We start from the raw sequence: 20,518 nt of genomic DNA on the forward strand, positions 1-20,518 counted from the left end.
AGCACGTTGTAAGAACCGAGACCCACTTCTCAGTCCTGGACAACGACTTCTGTTTACGTAGCCGCCGTGCATTCCAGCGTTCCCGTGACAACGTCCCCCCACGCCATCGGCGACCTCCAAGGCTGCTGCTCCCCTCTCCAGACCCTGCTGGCCGCCCTCCCCGCCAACGCCGTGCTGCGCTTCGTCGGCGACCTCGTCAACCGCGGCCCCGAGTCCCTGGCCACGCTGCGCCAGGTCATTTCGCTATGCGAAGCAGGACGCGCACGCACCGTCCTTGGCAACCACGACATCCACCTGCTGGCCGTGGTGGCAGGGGTGCGAAAACCCGGCAAGCGAGACACCATCGCCGAGATTCTCTCCGCCCCCGATAGCGATCAACTGATCACCTGGCTGCGCCACCAGCCGCTGGCCATCTTCGAAAACAGCTTCCTGATGGTGCACGCCGGCGTCCTGCCTCAGTGGACGACGGGCGACGTACTAGAACTGGCCGGCGCGGTGGAGCGCGAGCTGCGTAGCCCACATTGGAAAACCTTCCTGGCCGATGCGTTTGGTAACCATCCGGACAAGTGGAGCAACGATCTCGTCGGCATGGATCGGCTGCGGCTGACCATCAACGCCTTGACGCGCCTACGCTTCTGCAAGCCCGATGGGACGATGGAGTTCGAGACTACTGACGCCGATGGCGCTCCGGATGGCCACATGCCGTGGTTCGACGTGCCGGGGCGCCGCACGCGCGGCACACCGATCGTGTTCGGGCATTGGTCCACACGCGGGCTGGTGATGCGCGACGATGTGATGGGCCTGGATACCGGCTGCGTGTGGGGTGGCAAGCTGACGGCGGCGAAGCTATCGCTGGCACCAGCCGGGCGTGACGTGATCCAAGTGGATTGCGAGCAGGCGCAGGACCCGCTCGCGCACAAGAAGAAATAGCCGAGTAGCCTAGCCCGCGCGGTCGATCAGCGCGGCAACAGCGTCGTGACTATGTGCAGCCAGCCCACGGCGGTCCATCTCCGGAGCCACGGCGGGGCCCACGAACACTTCCACCACCAACGGTGGCCCGTTCAGCATGGCGTTGATCGTGTCCATCATCGACAGATCACCGATATACGCCGGAATGGTCGTCAACTCACCCGTCTCGGCAATGCGATAGCGCAGCGCCAGCGGGCGGATCGGTGCGCCAGCGCTAACCGGCGCCTGAAAAAGATTGGCGTGGAACGGCAGCAGCTGCAGCCCGTCCGACGTCGTGCCCTCGGGAAACACGCAAATGACATCGCCGGAACGCATCGCATCAGCGATGACATGCATGATGCGATGCGCATCGCGCTTGCGGGCGCGCTCGACGAACAGCACGCCGGTCTGCGCGCACAGCCAGCCAATGATTGGCCAGCTGCGAATCTCCGATTTGGCGACGAAGCGCGGTGGGTACCAGCTGTTGATCGCATAGATGTCGATCCACGAGACATGGTTGGACACCAGCATGGAGCCAGCCAGATCCTTGCCCGCGACCGGCTCGCCATGCACAACGAGCGAGACACTGAACAGCGCGAGCAACTTGCGCGACCAACGCTGAATCAGCCTCTGCTTGATCTCAAGCCTGACCCACCAGAACAGCAGCGCGCACGTGATAAGGCCTTCGGCCAGATGGGCGAGCAACCGCAGCTTGCGGCGCACATGCTTGCGCTGTGGCGTGCTCACCTCGCTGGGCGCGCTTGCCACGCGCTGATCAATGCCCGTCATAGGCAAGATGGCCAGCGACCATCGTGGCACGTACGCGGCCAGCCAGCTCGAAGCCCAGGTACGGCGAGTTCTTGCCCTGGCTCCGCAGAGCGCGCGGCTCAAGTTTCCAGGTCGCATCCGGATCGAACACGCACACATCGGCCATCGCCCCAACTTCCAGCGAGCCTGCATGCAGGCCCAGCACACGAGCCGGCTCGCTGGTGATGCGCGCCAGAGCCTTCGACAGCTCGACCTTGTGTTCGGTGGCCCAGCGCAGCGTGAGCGGCAGCAGGGTTTCGAGGCCGGTCGCGCCGGGTGTGGCCTCGGCAAACGGCAGCAGCTTCTCGTCGTCATCCACAGGCGTGTGGTCGGAACAGATCGCGTCGATGGTGCCATCGGCCAGCGCACGCACGATGCCGTCGCGGTCGCGCCCGGAGCGCAGCGGCGGCACAAAACGCATCTGCGAATTGAAGTAGCCGATATCGACGTCGGTCAGCGAGATATGGTGGACGTTCACGTCGCATGTGACCGGCAAACCCTCGGCTTTCGCACGGCGTACAAGCTCGATGCCCGCGGCCGATGACAAGCGGCACAGGTGCACACGGGCGCCCGTGCTACGAATCAGCTCGAAGATGGTATGCAGGCGCACCGTCTCAGCCATGACAGGCACACCCGAGAGGCCCAGGCGTGACGCCAGCGGGCCGCTTGCGGCCACGCCGCCCTTACCCAGATACGGGTCTTCAGGGCGCAGCCAGACGGTGAAGCCAAAGGTCTGCGCGTATTGCAGCGCACGCATCAGCACTTGCGTGTCGGCCATCGGCGCATCGGTCTGCGAGAAGCCAACGCAGCCCGACTCTGTCAGTTCGGCCATCTCCGTCAGCACCGCGCCCTTCAAGCCGACAGTGAGCGCACCGAGCGGATACACGTGCGCCTGATTCAGGTTGCGCGCGCGAAACTTGAGCATCTCGACCAGGCCGGGTTCGTCCAGCACAGGATCGGTGTCCGGTGGGCACACCAGCGAGGTCACGCCGCCGGCCATGGCCGCCGCCATTTCCGATTCGAGCGTGGCCTTGTATTCGAAGCCCGGCTCGCGCAGGCGGGCTGACAAGTCGATCAGGCCCGGGCAAACAACCAAGCCCGTCGCGTCGATAGTCTTGTTGGCATGGAAATCCGCCGGCGCGTGGCCGACACCGACCACCTTGCTCGCCGCGATGTACAGGTCCTGTTGTGCGTCGATACCGTTGGCCGGGTCGATCAGGCGGCCGCCTTTGATATGCAGTTTCATCGTTCTTCTTAGTCGTTGTTGCCAGCTACGATGCCCATGACCGCCATGCGCACGGCGATGCCGAACGTCACCTGATTCAGGATCACCGATTGCACGCCGTCTGCCACTGCGGAGTCGATCTCCACGCCGCGGTTCATCGGGCCCGGGTGCATGACGATGGCGTCCGGCTTGGCCAGCGCCAAGCGCTCCTGCGTGAGGCCGTAGGCCTTGAAGTATTCCTGTGCCGAGGGCAACAGCGCGCCGCTCATGCGCTCGTTCTGCAGGCGCAGCATGATCACCACATCCACGCCCTTCAGGCCTTCTTCCATGTTGTGGAAGACGCGCACGCCCATGTGCTCCAGCCCACCCGGCAGCAGTGTGCGCGGGCCAATGGCGCGCACTTCGGCACAGCCCAGCGTCGTCAGCGCATGGATGTCGGAACGCGCCACGCGCGAATGCAGAATATCGCCGACGATCGCCACCGTCAGGTTGGAGAAATCCTTCTTGTAGTGGCGGATGGTGTACATGTCGAGCAGCCCCTGCGTAGGGTGCGCATGGCGACCATCGCCCGCGTTGATGACGTGCACGTGCGGTGCGACGTGCTGGGCGATCAGGTACGGCGCACCGGAACTGGCGTGCCGGACGACAAACATGTCCGCCTGCATCGCAGACAGATTGTTGATCGTGTCGAGCAGCGACTCACCCTTGCTGGTGGACGACGCGTTGATGTTCAGGTTGATCACGTCCGCCGAAAGCCGCTTGGCCGCGATCTCGAACGTGGTGCGCGTGCGCGTGGAGTTCTCGAAGAACAGGTTGAACACGCTCTTGCCGCGCAGCAGCGGCACCTTCTTCACCTCGCGGTCGGAATCCGATACGGAGACGAACTGCTGCGCGGTGTCCAGCACGTGCGTGAGGATGTCGCGCGACAGCCCCTCGATCGACAGCAGGTGCTTGAGCTCGCCGTTTTTCGTGAGCTGCGGGTTAGCGAAAGTCTTGGGCATGAGAAACGAAGGGCGACGAGGTCAGTACAGGTCAGTTCAAAGCGGGCGCGGCGCGGCGCGAACTCAAGCGCCCTTGGGCTCGCGCGTGAAGGTGAAGCGGGCCGAAGCGCCCTCGCCGGTTTCACTCAGCACGAGCGATTCGTTGGGCGGCAACATGATCCGTTCACCGATGTAATCCGGAGCAACGGGCAGTTGGCGTTCACCGCGGTCGACCAACACGGCCAGTTCCACCGCAGCTGGACGGCCGTAGTCGAACAGCTCGTTGATGGCCGCGCGGATGGTGCGGCCGCTGGCCAGGACGTCGTCCACCAGCAGGATGCGGCGCTCGTTCACGTCGAACGGCAGCGTGGTCGGTTGCGCCTTGGCGTGCAGGCCTTTCTTGGCGTAGTCGTCGCGGTGCATGGCGACGTTGACGACACCGTATTCCGGCAGGCCAAGATCATGCGCCAGCCGCTTGGCGATCCAGGCGCCGCCGCTGACAATGCCGGCCACCGACCAGGCGTGGCCGTCGGCAAGCCGCGTGCGCAGTTGTGCAACGAGGCTCTGGTACAGCGCCTCGGCATCGATCTGTTGCGATGTCATGCGTGTTCGTCGAAAAACTGTTGGAGGATGATGCGCGCGGCTTCTGCGTCGAGCACATCGTCGGAGGCACCGGCGTCCTGCGCGGCGATCGACGAATAACGCTCGTCCACCCAGGTGACCGGCAGGCCATAGCGGCCGTGCAATTGATTGCCGAAGCGCTTGGCGAGCTTGATCATCGGCTGCTCTTCACCGTCGGGGTGAACAGGCATGCCGACCACGAAGCCAACGGGCTGCCATTCGCCCACAAGCCGCGTGATCTGGGTGAAACGGAAATCGACCGAGCGATTAGGAATGGTTTCCAGCGCACGCGCCGAGCGCGTAATCGAGTTACCCAGTGCCACGCCGATGCGCTTTTCGCCGTAATCGAATGCCAGCAAGGTGCCCTCTGCGAGCACGGAAGTGGTGGCTGGACCCGTCGACGATGCGGGCTCAGGCATGCCCGGCCTCGCCCGACAGCATGGCCGGGTTGATGCCGAGCAGGTTCAGCGCCGCGGCAAACCGCTCTTCAGCAGGCACGTTGAAGATGATCTCGGGATCGGCGTGGACGGTCAGCCAGCCGTTGCGGCTGATTTCGTCTTCCAGTTGACCGGCGCTCCAGCCGGCATACCCGAGGGTCAGGATGAAGCGGTGCGGGCCGCCCCCCTGGGCAACGGCTTCCAGCACATCCTTGGAGGTGGTCATTTCCAGCCCGCCCGGCACCGCCAGCGACGATGAATACGCGCCCGTGGCGTCGTGCAGCACGAAGCCGCGCTCGGTCTGAACCGGGCCGCCGTAGTACACGGATTGTTCTGCGAGGGGGTGGATTTCGAGCTTGAGATCGATCTTGTCGAACAGCGTCGCCAAGTCGATGTCGATGGGTCGGTTGATCACGAGCCCGAGCGCACCGCGCTCATTGTGCTCGCACATGTACACGACCGTGCCCGAAAACGTGGAATCCGCCATGCCGGGCATAGCGATCAGGAACTGATTCGTGAGATTGATAAGTGCGTCCGGCGAGGCCATGGGGCTAGTTTACCAAAAGCCCCCGGCCGGTGCCCCTTTCATTTGGAGGAATCGGCCCTCGGCACAAGGTTTTTTGTTTTGGCGCATTGTGGCGCTTCAGGCACTCGCCCCGGCAGCGTTCGGCGGCGTGGTGTTCAGAGCCTCCAGGTCCGCGGCTTCCAGCCAGCGCCATTCGCCCGGGGCCAGATCGCCCAGCGACAACTCGCCGATGGCGCTGCGGTGCAGTCCGGCCACGTGGTTGCCGGCGGCCGCCACCATGCGTTTCACCTGGTGGTATTTGCCCTGCGTGAGCGCCATGCGCAGGTGGTGCGTGTCCACGCGTTCGGCCCAGGCGGCGGCAACGTTTTCATTTTCATCAGCCAGCAGCACGCCGGCGCACAACTGGGCGATCTGCGCATCGGTCACAGGCTCGGCGGTGGCGATCTCGTACACCTTGGGCACCTGGTGGCGCGGGCTGGTGATGGTGTGAACGAACTGGCCGTCGTCGGTGAGCAGCAGCAGGCCCGTGGTGTCCTGGTCGAGCCGCCCGACGCACTGGACGGCCCGCTCGCGCAGCGGCACCGGCAGCAGCGTGTACACGCTAGGATGGTGTTTCGGCTTTTGCGAGCACTCCACGCCGGCCGGCTTGTTGAGCATCAGATAGGCGCGGGCGTGGTACGCCCAGCGTTCGCCGTCGACATCCAGCACCAGGCCAGCGGTATCGACCAGCGCATCAGGGCTTTCCATCTCGACGCCGTTGATGAATACCAGACCCGCGAGCACGAGGTCCTTGCAATAGCGGCGCGTGCCGAAGCCCTGGGATTGCAGGATGCGATACAGCGGAAGACGAGAAGAATCAGCCATGACAACAACGTGAACAAGATAAAAAAGGGCGATTTTTGCGATACGCTCGGCCAGTCCAAAGAGCAACCGATTCCATCCGATGCCCTCCACCGCCCCAAGCCGCCAGCCGTACAACATTGGAGCGCACTTCCAGCGTGGTCTGGTGTGGTTCCGGCGCGATCTGCGGCACTTTGACCACGCGGCGCTGCATTATGCCTTGCGCCACTGCCGCGAGGTCTATTGCGCGTTCGTGTTTGACCGCGACATCCTCGACGCGCTGCTTGCGCGCGGGCTCAAGGCCGACCGCCGCATCGAGTTCATCCGCGCGTCCATTGAGGAGCTGCGCAGCGCGTTGCGCGAGGCCGGCGGCGACCTGATCGTCGTGCATGATCACCCGCGCCACGCGATTCCCGAGATCGCGCGCAAGCTCAACATCGAAGCCGTTTTCGCCAACCATGACGAAGAACCTTCCGCGCAGGCCCGCGATGAAGCGGTGCGCAAAGTGCTGGCTCAGCAGCCGTGCGCCTGGTTCGACTTCAAGGATCAGGTGATCTTCGAGCGCGATGAAATCCTGAACGGGCAAGGCAAACCGTACGGCGTTTTCACGCCTTACAAGAACGCGTGGTTGGCAGCGTTGACACCGTTCGACTTGCGCGCGTATCCGACCGAGCCTTACCTCGGTGCGCTGGCCAAGCCGCCGCAGGCGCTTGCGCACGCGACGCCTGCGCTGGAAGCGATGGGCTTCGCTCGCACCAATCTGTCGGAGATTGCCCTGCCCACCGGCATGTCGGGGGGGCAGTCCTTGCTCGACGAGTTTGAAGAGCGCATGGACGACTACCATGCGCGCCGCGACTTCCCCGCCGTGCGCGGACCCAGCTATCTGTCGACGCACCTGCGCTTCGGCACCGTGTCGATCCGCACGCTTGCAGCGCGTGCACATGCCGCCATGCTCCGCGGAAGCCGGGGCGCGGCGACGTGGCTGTCCGAGCTGGTCTGGCGCGACTTCTATTTCATGATCCTGCATCACCGCCCGGACTTGGCCGACGCCGCCGCGTTCCATCCCGAATTCGATCGCATCAGCTGGGTAGACGGCGACACCGGCGATGCACGCTTCGAAGCCTGGAAGGGTGCACGCACTGGTTATCCGCTGGTGGACGCAGCCATGCTTCAGATTTTCCAGAGCGGCTATATGCACAACCGTCTGCGCATGGTGGCGGCCAGCTTTCTCATCAAGGACCTTGGTATCGACTGGCGACGCGGCGAGCAGTATTTTGCCGACGTGCTCAACGACTTCGACTTCGCGGCCAACAACGGCGGCTGGCAGTGGGCGGCTTCCAGCGGGTGCGACGCGCAACCGTGGTTTCGCATCTTCAACCCGGTCACGCAGTCGGAGAAGTTCGATCCGCAAGGCCGTTTCATCCGCAAGTACCTGCCGCAGTTGGCAAAGCTGCCCGACAAGTACATCCATGCGCCATGGACAGCACCTGCCAATGTGCTGAAGGATGCGGGCGTCGCGTTGGGCGAAACGTATCCCTTGCCGATCGTCGACCACGCCAGCGCGCGTGCAGCGACGCTGGACCGCTATGCGGTTACCAAGGCGCATCGCACATCGGGCGCTGAGGCGGCGGCACTCAGCAAAACCAGCGACGACGATTGAAAATCGCCATGCACCAAGAGCAACGGGCCGGTGTTTTACCGGCCCGTTGTTGTTTCTGCGATGCGCGTCGTCAGCCTGCGTTGGCCGCCGGCGCCCGCTCGCCGATGAGGTTGCGCAGATGCCGGAGCAATTCCTCTTCGTTGTACGGCTTGCCCAGGTAGACGTTCACGCCGATCTCCGCGGCGTAGCGGCGGTGTTTGTCCGCCGTACGCGAGGTGATCATGATGATCGGCGTGGCGCCGATGCGTTCGTCCGCACGCACGTTGCGCGTAAGGTCGAAGCCGTCCATGTGCGGCATTTCGATGTCGACGAGCATCGCGTCGGGCGTGATCTCCTGCAACTGACGCAGCGCGTCCACACCGTCGCGTGCGAGCACGGCCTGGTAGCCGGAGCGCGTGAGCAGACGCTGCGTGACCTTGCGCACCGTGAGCGAATCGTCGACAACCATGACGATGGGCTGTGTGGCCAAGCCCGGCACGGCGTCGGTGCTGCCGTCGCGGTGCAGCTCGGCAACAGCACCCGTCGCCTCCTGATCGGACAGACCACGCACGGCGGCTTCGCGCTCGAAGCGCTGCGTGAGCACCACGGGGTTGTAGATCAGCACGATCTCGCCGTCGCCCAGCGTGGTCGCACCGGCAATCCCTTCCAGACGCGCCAGGTGCGGGCCGATGTGCTTGACCACCACTTCGCGGTTGCCGATGACTTCGTCGACGTGCACGGCGGCGCGTTCGGCACCGTTGCGCACCACCACGGCCGGCGAGTACTTGCGCCCGCCCGTGACGGACTTCGCCTCTTCAAGCAGCGCGCCAAAGTAGTGGAACGGCACGGGGCCCGTCGGCAATTGCAGCGCGGCGGCGTTGTACGCCTCGGCCAGCGCCTGGGGGCGCAGTTGTTGCACGTGGTCGATCATGCCCGACGGAATCGCATACACGCGCTCGCTCACACGCACCAGCAGCACCTGCGTAATGGCAGTGGTCAACGGCAGGTGGATGGTGAAACGCGTGCCGACTTCCGGCGTGGTCTGCAGCGAGATCCGGCCGCCCAGGGCGACGGTTTCAGCACGCACCACGTCCATGCCCACGCCACGGCCAGCCAGCTCGGACACCTGATCCGCCGTGGAGAAGCCCGGCGTGAAGATCATCTCGGTGAGACGCGCATCGCTGGCCTCCTCATCCGGCGCCAGAAGCTGGCGTTCCAGCGCGCGGGCGCGAATGCGGTCGAGGTTCAGGCCGGCACCGTCGTCGACGAAATGCAGCACGACTTCGTTGCCTTCCTGCTGCACTTCGAGCGTGAGCTCGCCGGCCGGATTCTTACCCTTGGCGCGGCGCTCGTCGGCAGATTCAATGCCGTGTGCGACGGCGTTGCGGATCATGTGTTCCAGCGGGCCGCCCATGCGGTCCAGCACGCTGCGATCAAGTTCCACCGTACCGCCCTTGATGAACAGACGGACTTCCTTGCCGGTTTCCGATGCGGCCTGGCGGGCCACACGATACAGACGGTCGGCCACGGTATCGAACTGCACCATGCGTGCGCGCATCAGGCTACGCTGCAAGCCGCGCGTGAGGCGTGCCTGCGTTTCCAGATCGAGCGACGCCTGATCGAAACCGCGGAACAAGTTCTGCTGCACCGTCGCCACGTCATTGACGGACTCGGCCATCATCCGCGTGAGTTCCTGCAAGCGCGTGAATCGGTCGAATTCCAGCGGGTCGAACGATTCGTCGTGTGCAGCCGCATCGGCAATGCGCGACTCCATCTGCGTTTCGGCCTGGATTTCGATCTCGCGCACCTGCGAGCGCAAGCGCGCCACGTTGTCGTTCAGTTCCGACAGATAGGTCTTGAGTGCATCGACTTCCGACTCGAGACGCGCACGCGCGGCACCGACTTCACCCGCATCGTTGATGAGCGAGTCAAGCGCACGCGCCTGCACGCGCACCATCGCACGCTGGCGTTCAGCCACTTCCAGGGCTTCAGCTTCAGGGCTGCGCGCGCCGGTCAGATCGACGTTCGTCGATACCGCAACAGCTGGCAGCAGCGATGCGCCGGACGATGCCTGCGCGCCAGCGGCCGTCTGCGGCGCATCGGCAGCATCGGCAAGGCCGGCATCGAGCGGCAGCAGATTGCCCGCGCCCAGCGCATCGACGTGCGCCTGAATGCGGTCAAACCAGACGTAGAGCTTACGGAACAGCGCGTCGTCCACGCGGTTCTGGCGCAGGCCGCCTTCAATGGCGCTTTCCATTTCGTGGGCGGCCTGACCCAGCGTCATGGCGCCGGCCATGCGCGCACTGCCCTTGACGGTGTGCAGATTACGCAGCAGCAGGCCGGCGGCATTGCGGTCCTGCGGCGCGGCTTCCCACGCACGCAGGTGCTGGCCCAGTTCGGGCAGCGCGACGTGCGCTTCCTCCAGGAAAATTTCCAGCAGCGCCGGGTCGAGCGCGTCGGCCGGTGCCTGGCGGATCAGCTCACCCACGGCAGGCTCGGCAACCGGCGACTCGTGCACGGGCACCAGCGACGGCACGAACGTCGGCGTGATCTCCGCCGGCTCAAACCCGGGCTCGCCGGCCAAGCCAGCGGTTTCGTTCTCGGCCTGTTCGGCTTCGGCAAAGGCGGCGGGCGCCGGCTCCAGCGGCAGGCGCGGACGCACGAGCAGACGCTCGCACAGTTCGTCCAGGCTGCGGCGCATCGCCTCGTCAGCTTCCGGCCAGAGGCTGGCGGCGAATTGATGCAGCATGCCGCGCATGCGCTCGATGGATTGATCGAGCAGGCGGAAGTCGCCCGGATGCATCGCCACCGGGCGGCTGTTCAGGTTCAGCAGCACCTGCTCCAGCGCCCCAGCCAACTGGCGCACTGGCTCCAGTTCGACCACGGCGGAGCTGCCTTGCAGCGTGTGCGCGGCGCGCAGTGCCAGCTCGCTCGGGGGCGTGCGGCCTTCGTGACGCCACTCCGAGAAATCCACGCCCAGGCGGCGGATCAGGTCATCGGCTTCCTGCAGGTAGACGTTGTACAGCGCCACGCTGATGCGGACCGGACCAATCTCCTTCACGCCATCGTCGTGCGGTGCTTCCTCCGGCTCGCCGGTCTGCGCGAACGGGAACGGGATCACCTTGGCGTCGACGTCAGCGTCAGCGGCCACCGGTTCAGCGGCAGTTTCCTGATGGGCCTCTTCGACGCGCTCTGCAACCGGCTCGACGGCCTCATGCTCGACCACCGGCGCGATGGCCTCGGGCATCGGCGCCTCGACTTCGGGCAGCGCGGGCTCGTCATCTTCTTCGGTTTCCGCAACGGGCACGTCCGGCTCAGCCAGCTCCATCGGCTGTGCCGCGTCGATGTCGTGCGATGCGGCTTCCGCAGCCGGTGCTTCGTGCGTTTGCGGCTCAACGTGTTCAGAAGCAGCGTGCGCTTCGGGCACCGTCTCCAGCCACACGAACGGACCGCCATGGCGCACACGCTCTGCGGCGGCGACCAGCGGCTCGATGGCGTGATCGGCTTGCGGCGATTGCGCAATGGCAGCCGCCCATGTCGACAGTTCGGACTCGGCGCGCGTCAGGAGCGCGGCCAGGTCATGCGTCGGCACGCGGCTCTCGGCCAGCCAGACGTTCATCACCTGCTCGATCGCCCAGGCCGCTTCACCATAGCGCGTGAGGCCGACCATGCGGCCCGAGCCCTTGAGCGTGTGGAACGCGCGGCGCAGTTGCGTAAGCAAGTCCAGGTCGGGGCCGGCAGCCAGGCCTCCCGTGCCCATATCGGCAGCGTCCTGTAGGCCATGCAGATCGGCACGCACGCCGGCCAGCACTTCTTCGGCTTCAGACAGGAAGATGTCGAGCAGCTCGGCATCGATGGATTGGGTATCCCGCACGGCAGCAGGCGCAGATGCGGCGGCAGCGGCAGGCGCGGCAGCCGGTGCCGCCAATGCGGCCTGCATACGCTCAAGCGCACCGGCGCTGCCGACCTGCCATGCGTCGAACTGGGCCAGCGCCTCTTCCAGGCGACGTCGGCGAGCCGGATCGTCGTCGATGGCGGCGGCGTCGCGTGCTTCCTGCAGCGCGGCACGCAACTCGGCGGCCAGCGGGTCGGTCGGGTCAACCGGTTGCTTGGCCAGCAGGCGATCGAGCAGCGATTGCAGCGGCGATGCAGCCTCGGCATTGGACACACCCGCGCCGACAAGCGTTTCGGATTGCGGCTCGCGGCGGGTCAGCATGCCGGATTCGGTATCGAAGGCGAACTCACGCCATGCGGTTTCGCGCCCGGTCGGCGTCAACTGGCTTTCGATGACGATCTCGTCGACCTGGCCGCCGGTCAGTTCTGTGCCGGCAGCCAGCGCGTCGAGCAAGGCCTGCAGGCCGCTGACGTTGGCGGCCAGCGCAGCCAGGTAGCGTTCGCGATCGGCGGTGGCACCCTCGCCCGCCGCTTGCAGCGCGTTGATGGTCGATTGCGCGGCTTCGGTGGCGTGGACAGCCTCATAGGCGTCGAGTGCGGCAAAGGCACTCTGCATCTCGCCGAACAGGCGTGCAGCTTCTTGCAGACCGCCGCTTTCTTTGCCTTCACGCTCGAACGCATCGAGGTGCGTTTCGGCAGAGGCCAACTGCGTTTGCAGCGTGCGAACCTGCTCGGCGCGCGCGCGGCGTTGTGCGGCTTCTTCGGCCAGCAGCGCGAGCCATGCGGGTGCTGGCACGGCGTGGCCGTCTTGCGTGGCGCGAGCGTGTTCGGCCAGTTCGCTGCAGCGGGCGGCAAACCACGCGCTGCGCAAGTCGCCGGATTCGCCATGCACGGCCCACGGGCGCGCCAGCATGCGCGAGAGGAATTGCAGCGTGGGCGCAACGTCCTGCCCGGCAGCTTCGGTCAGTCGGTTCGACAGGTCAGACAGGGCCGGCTGGCCCAACGCGTCGGCATGCAGCGCAAGCGTCTGCAGTGCGGCGTCGAGTTCGTCCGCAGCGGGCGCAGGTTGTTGACTGAGCGATTCGAGCGAGCGGCCAACGCGTTGCAGCGTGTCGCTGGTGTCCGTCGGCAGCAGCGCGTAATACTGGCGCGTATGCAGTGCGCCAGCCGGTGCGTGCGTGGGCGGAATCGCAAAGGCCTGCACACAGGCCACGATGTCCGGGCCGAGCGTGTCGTCGCCCATTGGGGTTGCGGGCGCGTTGCTGTACGCCATGCCTGCCAGCAGGTACAGCGCGTCGGTCAGCAGGCCTTGCGGCAGATGAACGTTGTTGTGCGAGTACTGGCGCAGCAACAGGTTGACGCGTGCCGCCAAGCGCTTGGCGGTCATGTCGGCCGGCACCAGGCCGGCACGCAAGGCGCCGAAGGTCAGGGCCAGCACGAGCCACAGATCGCGCTGCAGATCGTCTCCGGCACGGCGCGGTTCGCGCTCGAGCGCGCGAATGCCATGCAGCAACTCTTCGAGCGGAGCGTACGCTGCAGCGGCGGCGGACGGATCCACCTGCGCACCATCGGCGTTGGATGCCGGTGCGCGCAGCGCGGTCAGCAACGCGAGTTCGAACTTGCGGCGCAGGCGTGCCAGTCCGGGCAGATCGCGCGAGGGCAGCAGCAGAGCCGGCAGATGGCGCAGCTCATCGGCCCACAGATCAGCCGGGTGGATGCGCTCTTCGCCCAGGCGGGCAAGCACGGCTTGATACGGCTGGAACAGGCGCAGCGGCTCTTCGTCCATGCCGGCCATCAGGTCGGCCACGTATTCCTGCAACGCCTGCACGGCGCGCGAGAACACATCCAGCGTCTGCGCGTCAGCGGCTACGGTGCCGGCATCGACGGCTTCGAGCAGGCGCTTGGCGGCCTGGCAATACACGTCGACACCACGCAGCCCGACGATCAGCAGCGCGCCGGCAGCCTGGTGCAAATACTGGCCAGCCAGGCGCAGCGAGGTCGTATCGCGCGCACCGATGACCTCCGGATTGGCGATGACCTCGGCCGCGTATTCGCCGAACTCGCGCACGGCATCGTCCAGCGCGGCGCGCATGTTGGGCGCCACCCACGCCAGCGCGGAGAGGTCGCGCGCGGGCACGGCAGCTTTCGGACGAACCGCAGGGGCCCCGGTCGCCTCAAGCGAGGCAGGATGGGACTGGGCGGGCTCGGCGGAAGATTGATGACGCATGTGTGCTTCCAAAAAGCAGGTGGCGGTTGCCGCAATTGCCCAGGGGTGGCCCCTTCGGCGCTCCCGCCCGAAATCCAGTGGTGACGAGCTCAGGCGATGCGGAACCGCGCCACCGAGTCACGCAGTTCTTCAGCAAGCTGCGTGAGCTGGCGCACCGACTGTGCGGTCTGGCGCGTACCCGTCGACGTCTGTTCCGTGATGTGCAGGATCTGTTCGATGTTCTGCGCAACGTCCGAAGCCAGCGTCGCTTCGTGCGAGGTCGTCTGCGAAATGCTCTCGATCAGTTCGGCAAGCTGGCGCGACACACGGCCGATCTCCACCAGTGCGGCACCGGCGTTATCGGACAGCTTGGCCCCTTCCACCACACCCGCCGTGCTGCGCTCCATTGCGTGCACCGCGTCTTGCGTGTCGGTCTGAATCGTGCGGATCAGCGCACCGATCTGCTTGGCTGCCTCAGCCGAACGCTCTGCCAGGCGCTGCACTTCCTCTGCCACCACCGAGAAGCCGCGGCCGGCTTCACCAGCCGATGCCGCCTGGATGGCAGCGTTCAGTGCCAGCACGTTGGTCTGCTCGGTAATGTCCGAGATCAGCTCCACGATTTCACCAATCTCCTGCGACGATTCGCCCAGGCGCTTGATCCGCTTCGAGGTTTCCTGAATCTGATCACGGATGTCGTTCATGCCCGTGATGGCGTTCTGCACCGCCTGCTGACCTTGCTCTGCAGCAGCCAGCGAGGCACGTGCAACGTTGGCCGATTCGGCTGCGCCGCGCGAGACCTGCGTAATGCGGTCGGCCATCTCCACCACCGACTGACCGGTCTGGCGAATCTGGCGGGATTGTTCTTCCGACGCGGCCACCAGGCTTTCCGACGTGGTCTGCACTGCCGACGATGCCTGCGTCACCTGCTCGGCCGTCTGCTGCACCCGGCCGACCAGCTCGCGCAGTTCTTCCACGGTGTAGTTCACCGAGTCGGCAATGGCGCCGGTAATGTCTTCCGACACAGTGGCCTGCTTGGTCAAGTCACCGTCTGCGATGTCCTGCAGCTCGTTCATCAGACGCAGAATTGCGGCCTGGGTGGAATCGTTGTTGCGCTTTTCCACCATCCGGCGCTCTTCAGCTTCACGCTGACGGGCCTCTGCTTCCATCGTACGCACGCGCGAATCGCGCAAGTACAGGGCGGCCAGGCCGGCCAGGCAGACCACGGTCAGGATGGCCGACAGCACCACCGCACCGAGCGTCACCGGGCGGCTACGCACGCTGCCGGCATAGGCAGACTGCAGGTCCGACAGGTCGGCACGCAGCTTTTCGTTGTCGTTGAAGATCTGCTGCTGGGCGCGCTTTGCGGCAATCAGGCCCGGCAGGTTTTCAAGAATGATCTGCGTGGTCTTCTGCACGTTGTCGAAGCGGGTCGACAGCTCTTGCAGATAGCCCTTCGTCTCGGCATCGGTGGCGGCCGAGAGGCGCAGCGCTTCCGAGCCGTTGAGCAGGCCGTTCAGGGTTTCGCGGAAGGTGTTCGTGTCCTTACCGAGCAGGAACGCCGTTTCCGGGTTCACGCCTTCGCCGGCCAGGAACTCGTTCATGTTCTTACCCAGACGCTGCGTCAACATCACCAGCTGCGACGAGGCGGCCACTTCACGGGCCGGCGCGTTGGTCTGCAGCTTCATCGACGAGATCTGCTCGGCTTCTTCCAGCAGTTCGGGGTTCGACGCGTTGAACACGTTCAGCGTCTTACCCACCGCCACCAGCGTCTTTTCCTGCGCCAAAATGGCCTGCGCGCTCTTGTCGCTGCGCTTCCACTCTTCGATCGACTTGTCGAGCAGGGCTCCGGCCTCGCCACCCGAGGCACGCACGCCGCGCTCGGAGCTGCCGTTCTTCAACGCCTCGAGGTTCTCCTGCAAGCGCGCGCGGCTTTCCTTGAGCTGGGCGAATGCGTTGGTGTTACCCAGCAGCGCCACCGGCACTGCCTTGGCCAGACGCTGCGAGTGCATCAGCGTGTCACCGGCAATTTCAATCTGCACCGAACCGTTGTTGGCCTGGCGGTTATCCAGGTACACCGAGATCAGCAGGGCCAGCAGACCGACCACCAGGCCAATCGTGAAGACACGCTGCTGCGCGGCAAACGGCACGCGCTCCATCCAGCCGACCACGGCATCCATGGGCGAGCGGCCCAACTGCGTGGGCGGGCCAGCGGGATTGTCGTCATCCGTATGGGACGCATTGTCCAACTGCGCCAACTGCGCGGAAGCCGCCGACGCGCCCTCCACTGCAACCTCCGGCGCCCCAGCCTCACCGGCACGGCGACCTGCGTTGAACCACTTGAACCCCATAGGACCCTCTTGTCTTGTCGATGCTGCCGTCTCGTTCTATCGAGATCAGCCGCATGGATTTCCCGTCCGCGTCCGCGCCTTGTTCCATCCGGCGTGGTACGCACCTTCGGCAGTGCCTGGATACATCAGGCGCGCCCTGTTGCGCGCCACGCACCGCCTCTTGCCCCTGCACACCCCGCTCCCGTTGCGGCGTGCTCAATCTTTCTTGTTTGGTCTACGGCTCTACGGCCTGATTGCCCAATCGCTTTATGTGCGGCTGCGGCCGACCTGCAGGAACGCCGGATCGGCTAGAAGCTGCCGCACATCCAGTTCGCGCCACTGCGTGCCCTGCGCGTCGCGCCAGGCGCGGCCCAACCACGGACGGCCCTCTTCCACGGAGGCTTCCGCGGGCTGCAGATCGCTCAGGCTGCGCAGGCCCGCCACGCGCGGCACAACGATCGCGCACGCCCGCTGCGGGTCTTTGGACAGCACTACGATCTTGGCGCCGCTGCCGCTGCCCGTCGGCGCTTCACCGCAGAACAGGCCGAAATCGATCACACCAAGCAAGTTGCCGCGCGCGTTCACGAGACCGAGGTACCACGGCTGCGTAAGCGGCACACGTGCGGGCGGCTGGTAGTCCAGCACCTCGCCGGTTTCAGTCAGGGACAGCAGCCAGTGGTGCTCGCCGATCTGCACGCCCAGAAAGCCTTCCGTCGACGACTTGGCGCGCGCCTCTTGGAGGCGGCGGGCCAGCATCGCCTGGTATTCATGCAGGCGCTGGCGGGAGGTCAGGTTGGTGCGCTGTTCGTTCACGTCTGGCTCATGTCCTGTGCTGTACGCCATGTCAGGCGTTGCGCGCGGTTGGATAACGATTGGCCAACTGCCGCGGGTTTACTGCGCCAGTTTGGCGATCTTCTCGAGCAGCTCTTCGGCCTTGACCGGCTTGACGATGTAGTCCGATGCGCCCTGGCGCATGCCCCACACACGGTCGGTCTCCAGGCCCTTGGTCGTGCACATGATCACGGGGATGCCCTGGAAACGCTCGTCCTTCTTGATGGCGCGGGTCGCCTGGTAGCCGTTTTGGCCCGGCATCACCACGTCCATCAGGATCAGGTCGAAGGTTTCGCCTTCGAGCTTGGTCATGGCCTGCTCGCTATCGGCAGCCACCGTCACCTTGAAACCGTTCTTGCCGAGGATCTCCGACAGGTGCAGCGCTTCGGTCGGAGAATCATCGACCACCAACACTTTCTTGATTGCCATACAAACAGTCCTTCGTTAAGAGAGATGCCATCACTGCGCGGCAGCTGGCGCCACCGGCAAATGCGTCTGGACCGCCTCCAGCAGCGCTTCCTTCGAGAACGGCTTGGCAAGGTGGTCCACCGCCCCGACCGACTTGCCCCGCGCACGGTCGAAAATTCCGTCGCGCGAAGACAGCATGATCACAGGCGTGGCATGAAACTTTGGGCTTTTCTTGATCAGCGAGCAGGTCTGGTAGCCGTCGAGATTCGGCATCAGGATGTCGCAGAACACGATGTCGGGCTTCAGGTCACCCACCTTGGCCAGTGCGTCGAAGCCGTCTTCGGCCAGCACAACCTGGCACCCGGCTTGGGTGAGGAAAATCTGCGCGGTACGGCGGATGGTGCTGGAATCGTCGATTACCAGCACCTTGCAGCCTGTCAGGGAATGCGCCAGCGGAGAGTTCGCCAGCGGTTGGGAGTCAGCCAGTTGTTCCACCCGCGCGGATTGCATCATGTTCTCGCAGTGCGCGACCACGGGTCGCCACGACATTCTGACCGGATGGATCGCGGCAAATCGCCGCGCAGCGTGCCCTCCAAACGGAAAAGGCCCACGCTGGCGACGACTTCAAAACTACGCCCCCCGGCCCGCTTATGAAGTGTGAAGCTCAGAATTTGACGAAGTGTGACAAGTCACCTATTCGCCGTCAATGGCGCCGGCCGTCCGCCGAGCGCTTGTGGCATGGAAGCGACGAGCCCATTTCATCGAACCGTCACTTCCTGATACTTGGCTGTCAGCAAGAGGGCAAACGCTCACTTGCTGACGGGAGACAGGTCAGATCCGGATCAGATCTGCACCATTTCGAAGTCTTCCTTGCGCGCGCCGCACTCCGGGCACGTCCAGTTGATGGGCACGTCTTCCCACTTCGTGCCGGGCGCAATGCCGTCGTCCGGGGCGCCTTGTTCTTCATCGTAGATCCAGCCGCAAATCAGGCACATCCACGTCTTGTATTCAATCTGTTGTTCCATAGGGCAAAGCTTCGGTGGGTTCCGTCTATTAAAATGGCAGGCCAGATGGTACCGAATCGCGCCCGGGTGCGCCAGAACACGCGCCGGGCAGACACGGTGTTTGACTGTATCCAACCCGGATCTGCGGCAAACCACCACATAATCACCTCGAACAGCCTTTAAACCGTGCCGCAGCGCCGCTCTGCTCGGCGCTACGCTCTCTTCCAAAACCCTCCATGTCGACTTCCTCCCGCAGCGCTGCCCTGTTTGAACGTGCCCAGAAGACCATCCCCGGCGGGGTGAACTCCCCGGTACGCGCCTTCCGCTCGGTGGGTGGCACGCCGCGCTTCATTGCCAAGGCAGCCGGTCCGTACTTGTGGGACGCCGACGGCACCCGCTATATCGACTACGTGGGCTCTTGGGGTCCGATGATCGTGGGCCACGCGCATCCGGATGTCGTCCGCGCCGTGCAGGAAGTGGCGGCCGACAGCTTCTCGTTCGGCGCGCCTACCGAGGCTGAAGTCGTCATGGCCGAGGAAATCTGCAAGCTCGTGCCGTCGATCGAGCAGGTGCGACTCGTATCGTCGGGCACCGAAGCGACCATGAGCGCCCTGCGCCTGGCGCGCGGTTTTACCGGGCGCGACCTGATCATCAAGTTTGAAGGCTGCTACCACGGGCATGCCGACAGCCTGCTGGTGAAGGCCGGTTCGGGCCTGCTGACGTTTGCCGATACGACGCAGAACGCGCCCTCTTCCGCCGGCGTGCCGGAAGACGTGGTCAAGCACACGATGGTGCTGCCGTACAACGACGTCACTGCGCTGCGCGAGGCATTTGCCCGTCACGGCAAGGAAATCGCCGCCGTGATCGTCGAGCCGGTGGCCGGCAACATGAACCTCGTGCGTGGCAGCAACGAATTCCACCAGGCCATGCGCGCGCTGTGTACCGAGCACGGTGCCGTATTGATCTTTGACGAGGTGATGACGGGCTTCCGCGTGGCGCTCGGCTGCGCGCAGGCGCTGTATGGCATCAAGCCGGACCTGACGTGTCTGGGCAAGGTGATTGGCGGCGGTATGCCAGCCGCGGCGTTTGGTGGCCGCCGGGACATCATGGGGTTCCTGGCGCCGCTGGGCAGCGTCTACCAGGCAGGAACGTTGTCGGGGAACCCGCTGGCCGTGGCGGCTGGGCTGACCACGTTGCGGCTGATTGCTGCGGATGGCTTCCATGACCGTCTGGCGACGCAGACACGCAAGCTGGTCGATGGCCTGGCGGAAATCGCTCGTGAGGTTGGTGTGCCGTTTGCCGCCGACAGCGTGGGCGGCATGTTCGGCATCTACTTCCGCGAGGGCGTGCCGACGAGCTTTGCTGAAGTGACCAAGAGCGATGTTGGGCGCTTCAATGCGTTCTTCCACGCGATGCTGGATCAGGGTGTTTATCTGGCGCCGTCTGCGTTTGAGGCCGGATTTGTGTCTTCCACGCATGATGATGCGATTCTGGATGCGACGTTTGAGGCGGCTCGGAAGGCGTTTAGGGGTGTTTGAGTTTGTTTTCTTGGGATGAGCCTTGGTGGTGCATCCCTGGTTTCATCCCCTGCCGGGGCTGACTCACTTTCTTTGTCTTGCCAAAGAAAAGTAAGTAAAGAAAGGCGCGCCCGATGCGGCGAACCATTCCTTGAATTTATGTCGCAAGGAGGGGAAGGGAAAAACTCGCTTCGCTCAAACAGTTTCCCTTCCTCTTTCCTCCTTGCAACAGAAATTCAAGGCGCCGCATAGGGCAGCAAAGTCAAAGGACAAAAGCAAACCTTTTGGGTGCCCGCCCAAACGACAAG

16 protein-coding genes are annotated in these 20,518 nt (G+C 64.7%); 3 read left to right on the top strand and 13 right to left on the bottom strand.

What is annotated here, in order from left to right; translation table 11 throughout:
• Window positions 1–84 precede the first annotated feature (84 nt).
• Window positions 85–930: a symmetrical bis(5'-nucleosyl)-tetraphosphatase gene (locus M1D44_RS10945; RefSeq protein ID WP_428984652.1), complete on the top strand. Its 846-nt coding sequence runs from the start codon at window positions 85–87 to the stop codon at window positions 928–930.
• Window positions 931–939: 9 nt separating this feature from the next.
• Here the strand turns inward: M1D44_RS10945 and M1D44_RS10950 are convergent, their stop codons facing one another.
• From M1D44_RS10950 to M1D44_RS10980, 7 genes are all read right to left on the bottom strand, one after another.
• Window positions 940–1,737 carry a lysophospholipid acyltransferase family protein gene (locus M1D44_RS10950; RefSeq protein WP_316853238.1) on the bottom strand — a complete coding sequence of 266 codons (798 nt, stop codon included), beginning with the start codon at window positions 1,735–1,737 and terminating at the stop codon, window positions 940–942.
• Complete coding sequence (locus M1D44_RS10955) at window positions 1,724–3,001, bottom strand: dihydroorotase (protein WP_024976417.1); 1,278 nt, start codon at window positions 2,999–3,001, stop codon at window positions 1,724–1,726. Before M1D44_RS10955 ends, M1D44_RS10950 begins: the two co-directional genes overlap by 14 nt.
• Window positions 3,002–3,009: 8 nt before the next feature.
• Window positions 3,010–3,981 carry an aspartate carbamoyltransferase catalytic subunit gene (locus tag M1D44_RS10960; protein ID WP_024976418.1) on the bottom strand — a complete coding sequence of 324 codons (972 nt, stop codon included), beginning with the start codon at window positions 3,979–3,981 and terminating at the stop codon, window positions 3,010–3,012.
• Between the two features lie 63 nt (window positions 3,982–4,044).
• The gene (gene pyrR / locus M1D44_RS10965) at window positions 4,045–4,563 is read right to left on the bottom strand and encodes a bifunctional pyr operon transcriptional regulator/uracil phosphoribosyltransferase PyrR (RefSeq protein ID WP_112185600.1); all 519 of its coding nucleotides are present in this window, start codon (window positions 4,561–4,563) and stop codon (window positions 4,045–4,047) included.
• On the bottom strand, window positions 4,560–5,000 hold the full coding sequence (gene ruvX / locus M1D44_RS10970; protein ID WP_024976420.1) for a Holliday junction resolvase RuvX: 441 nt from the start codon (window positions 4,998–5,000) through the stop codon (window positions 4,560–4,562). Before ruvX ends, pyrR begins: the two co-directional genes overlap by 4 nt.
• Window positions 4,993–5,565 carry a YqgE/AlgH family protein gene (locus M1D44_RS10975; protein WP_024976421.1) on the bottom strand — a complete coding sequence of 191 codons (573 nt, stop codon included), beginning with the start codon at window positions 5,563–5,565 and terminating at the stop codon, window positions 4,993–4,995. Before M1D44_RS10975 ends, ruvX begins: the two co-directional genes overlap by 8 nt.
• A gap of 96 nt (window positions 5,566–5,661) precedes the next feature.
• A complete protein-coding gene (locus tag M1D44_RS10980) occupies window positions 5,662–6,408 on the bottom strand; it encodes a pseudouridine synthase (protein WP_316853237.1) in 747 nt (248 codons plus the stop codon).
• 79 nt (window positions 6,409–6,487) lie between these two features.
• Between M1D44_RS10980 and M1D44_RS10985 the strand changes: the two genes are divergently transcribed.
• Window positions 6,488–8,044, top strand: a complete 1,557-nt coding sequence (locus tag M1D44_RS10985) for a cryptochrome/photolyase family protein (RefSeq protein ID WP_316853236.1) — start codon at window positions 6,488–6,490, stop codon at window positions 8,042–8,044.
• A gap of 70 nt (window positions 8,045–8,114) precedes the next feature.
• On the opposite strand, the gene M1D44_RS10990 is transcribed toward M1D44_RS10985, so the two are convergent.
• From M1D44_RS10990 to M1D44_RS11015, 6 genes are all read right to left on the bottom strand, one after another.
• A complete protein-coding gene (locus tag M1D44_RS10990; protein ID WP_316853235.1) occupies window positions 8,115–14,144 on the bottom strand; it encodes a hybrid sensor histidine kinase/response regulator in 6,030 nt (2,009 codons plus the stop codon).
• Window positions 14,145–14,233: 89 nt separating this feature from the next.
• Window positions 14,234–16,471 (bottom strand): methyl-accepting chemotaxis protein, encoded by a 2,238-nt coding sequence (locus M1D44_RS10995; protein WP_024976425.1) that lies wholly within the window; start codon window positions 16,469–16,471, stop codon window positions 14,234–14,236.
• Window positions 16,472–16,717: 246 nt separating this feature from the next.
• A complete protein-coding gene (locus tag M1D44_RS11000) occupies window positions 16,718–17,263 on the bottom strand; it encodes a chemotaxis protein CheW (protein WP_045204649.1) in 546 nt (181 codons plus the stop codon).
• 78 nt (window positions 17,264–17,341) lie between these two features.
• A complete protein-coding gene (locus M1D44_RS11005) occupies window positions 17,342–17,710 on the bottom strand; it encodes a response regulator (protein WP_024976427.1) in 369 nt (122 codons plus the stop codon).
• 30 nt (window positions 17,711–17,740) lie between these two features.
• On the bottom strand, window positions 17,741–18,238 hold the full coding sequence (locus M1D44_RS11010) for a response regulator (protein ID WP_037031664.1): 498 nt from the start codon (window positions 18,236–18,238) through the stop codon (window positions 17,741–17,743).
• 293 nt (window positions 18,239–18,531) lie between these two features.
• Window positions 18,532–18,714, bottom strand: a complete 183-nt coding sequence (locus M1D44_RS11015; RefSeq protein ID WP_003261842.1) for a rubredoxin — start codon at window positions 18,712–18,714, stop codon at window positions 18,532–18,534.
• 215 nt (window positions 18,715–18,929) lie between these two features.
• Between M1D44_RS11015 and hemL the strand changes: the two genes are divergently transcribed.
• The gene (gene hemL / locus M1D44_RS11020; protein WP_024976429.1) at window positions 18,930–20,231 is read left to right on the top strand and encodes a glutamate-1-semialdehyde 2,1-aminomutase; all 1,302 of its coding nucleotides are present in this window, start codon (window positions 18,930–18,932) and stop codon (window positions 20,229–20,231) included.
• Window positions 20,232–20,518 lie beyond the last annotated feature (287 nt).

The sequence above is a fragment of the Ralstonia sp. SA306 genome (assembly GCF_054792405.1).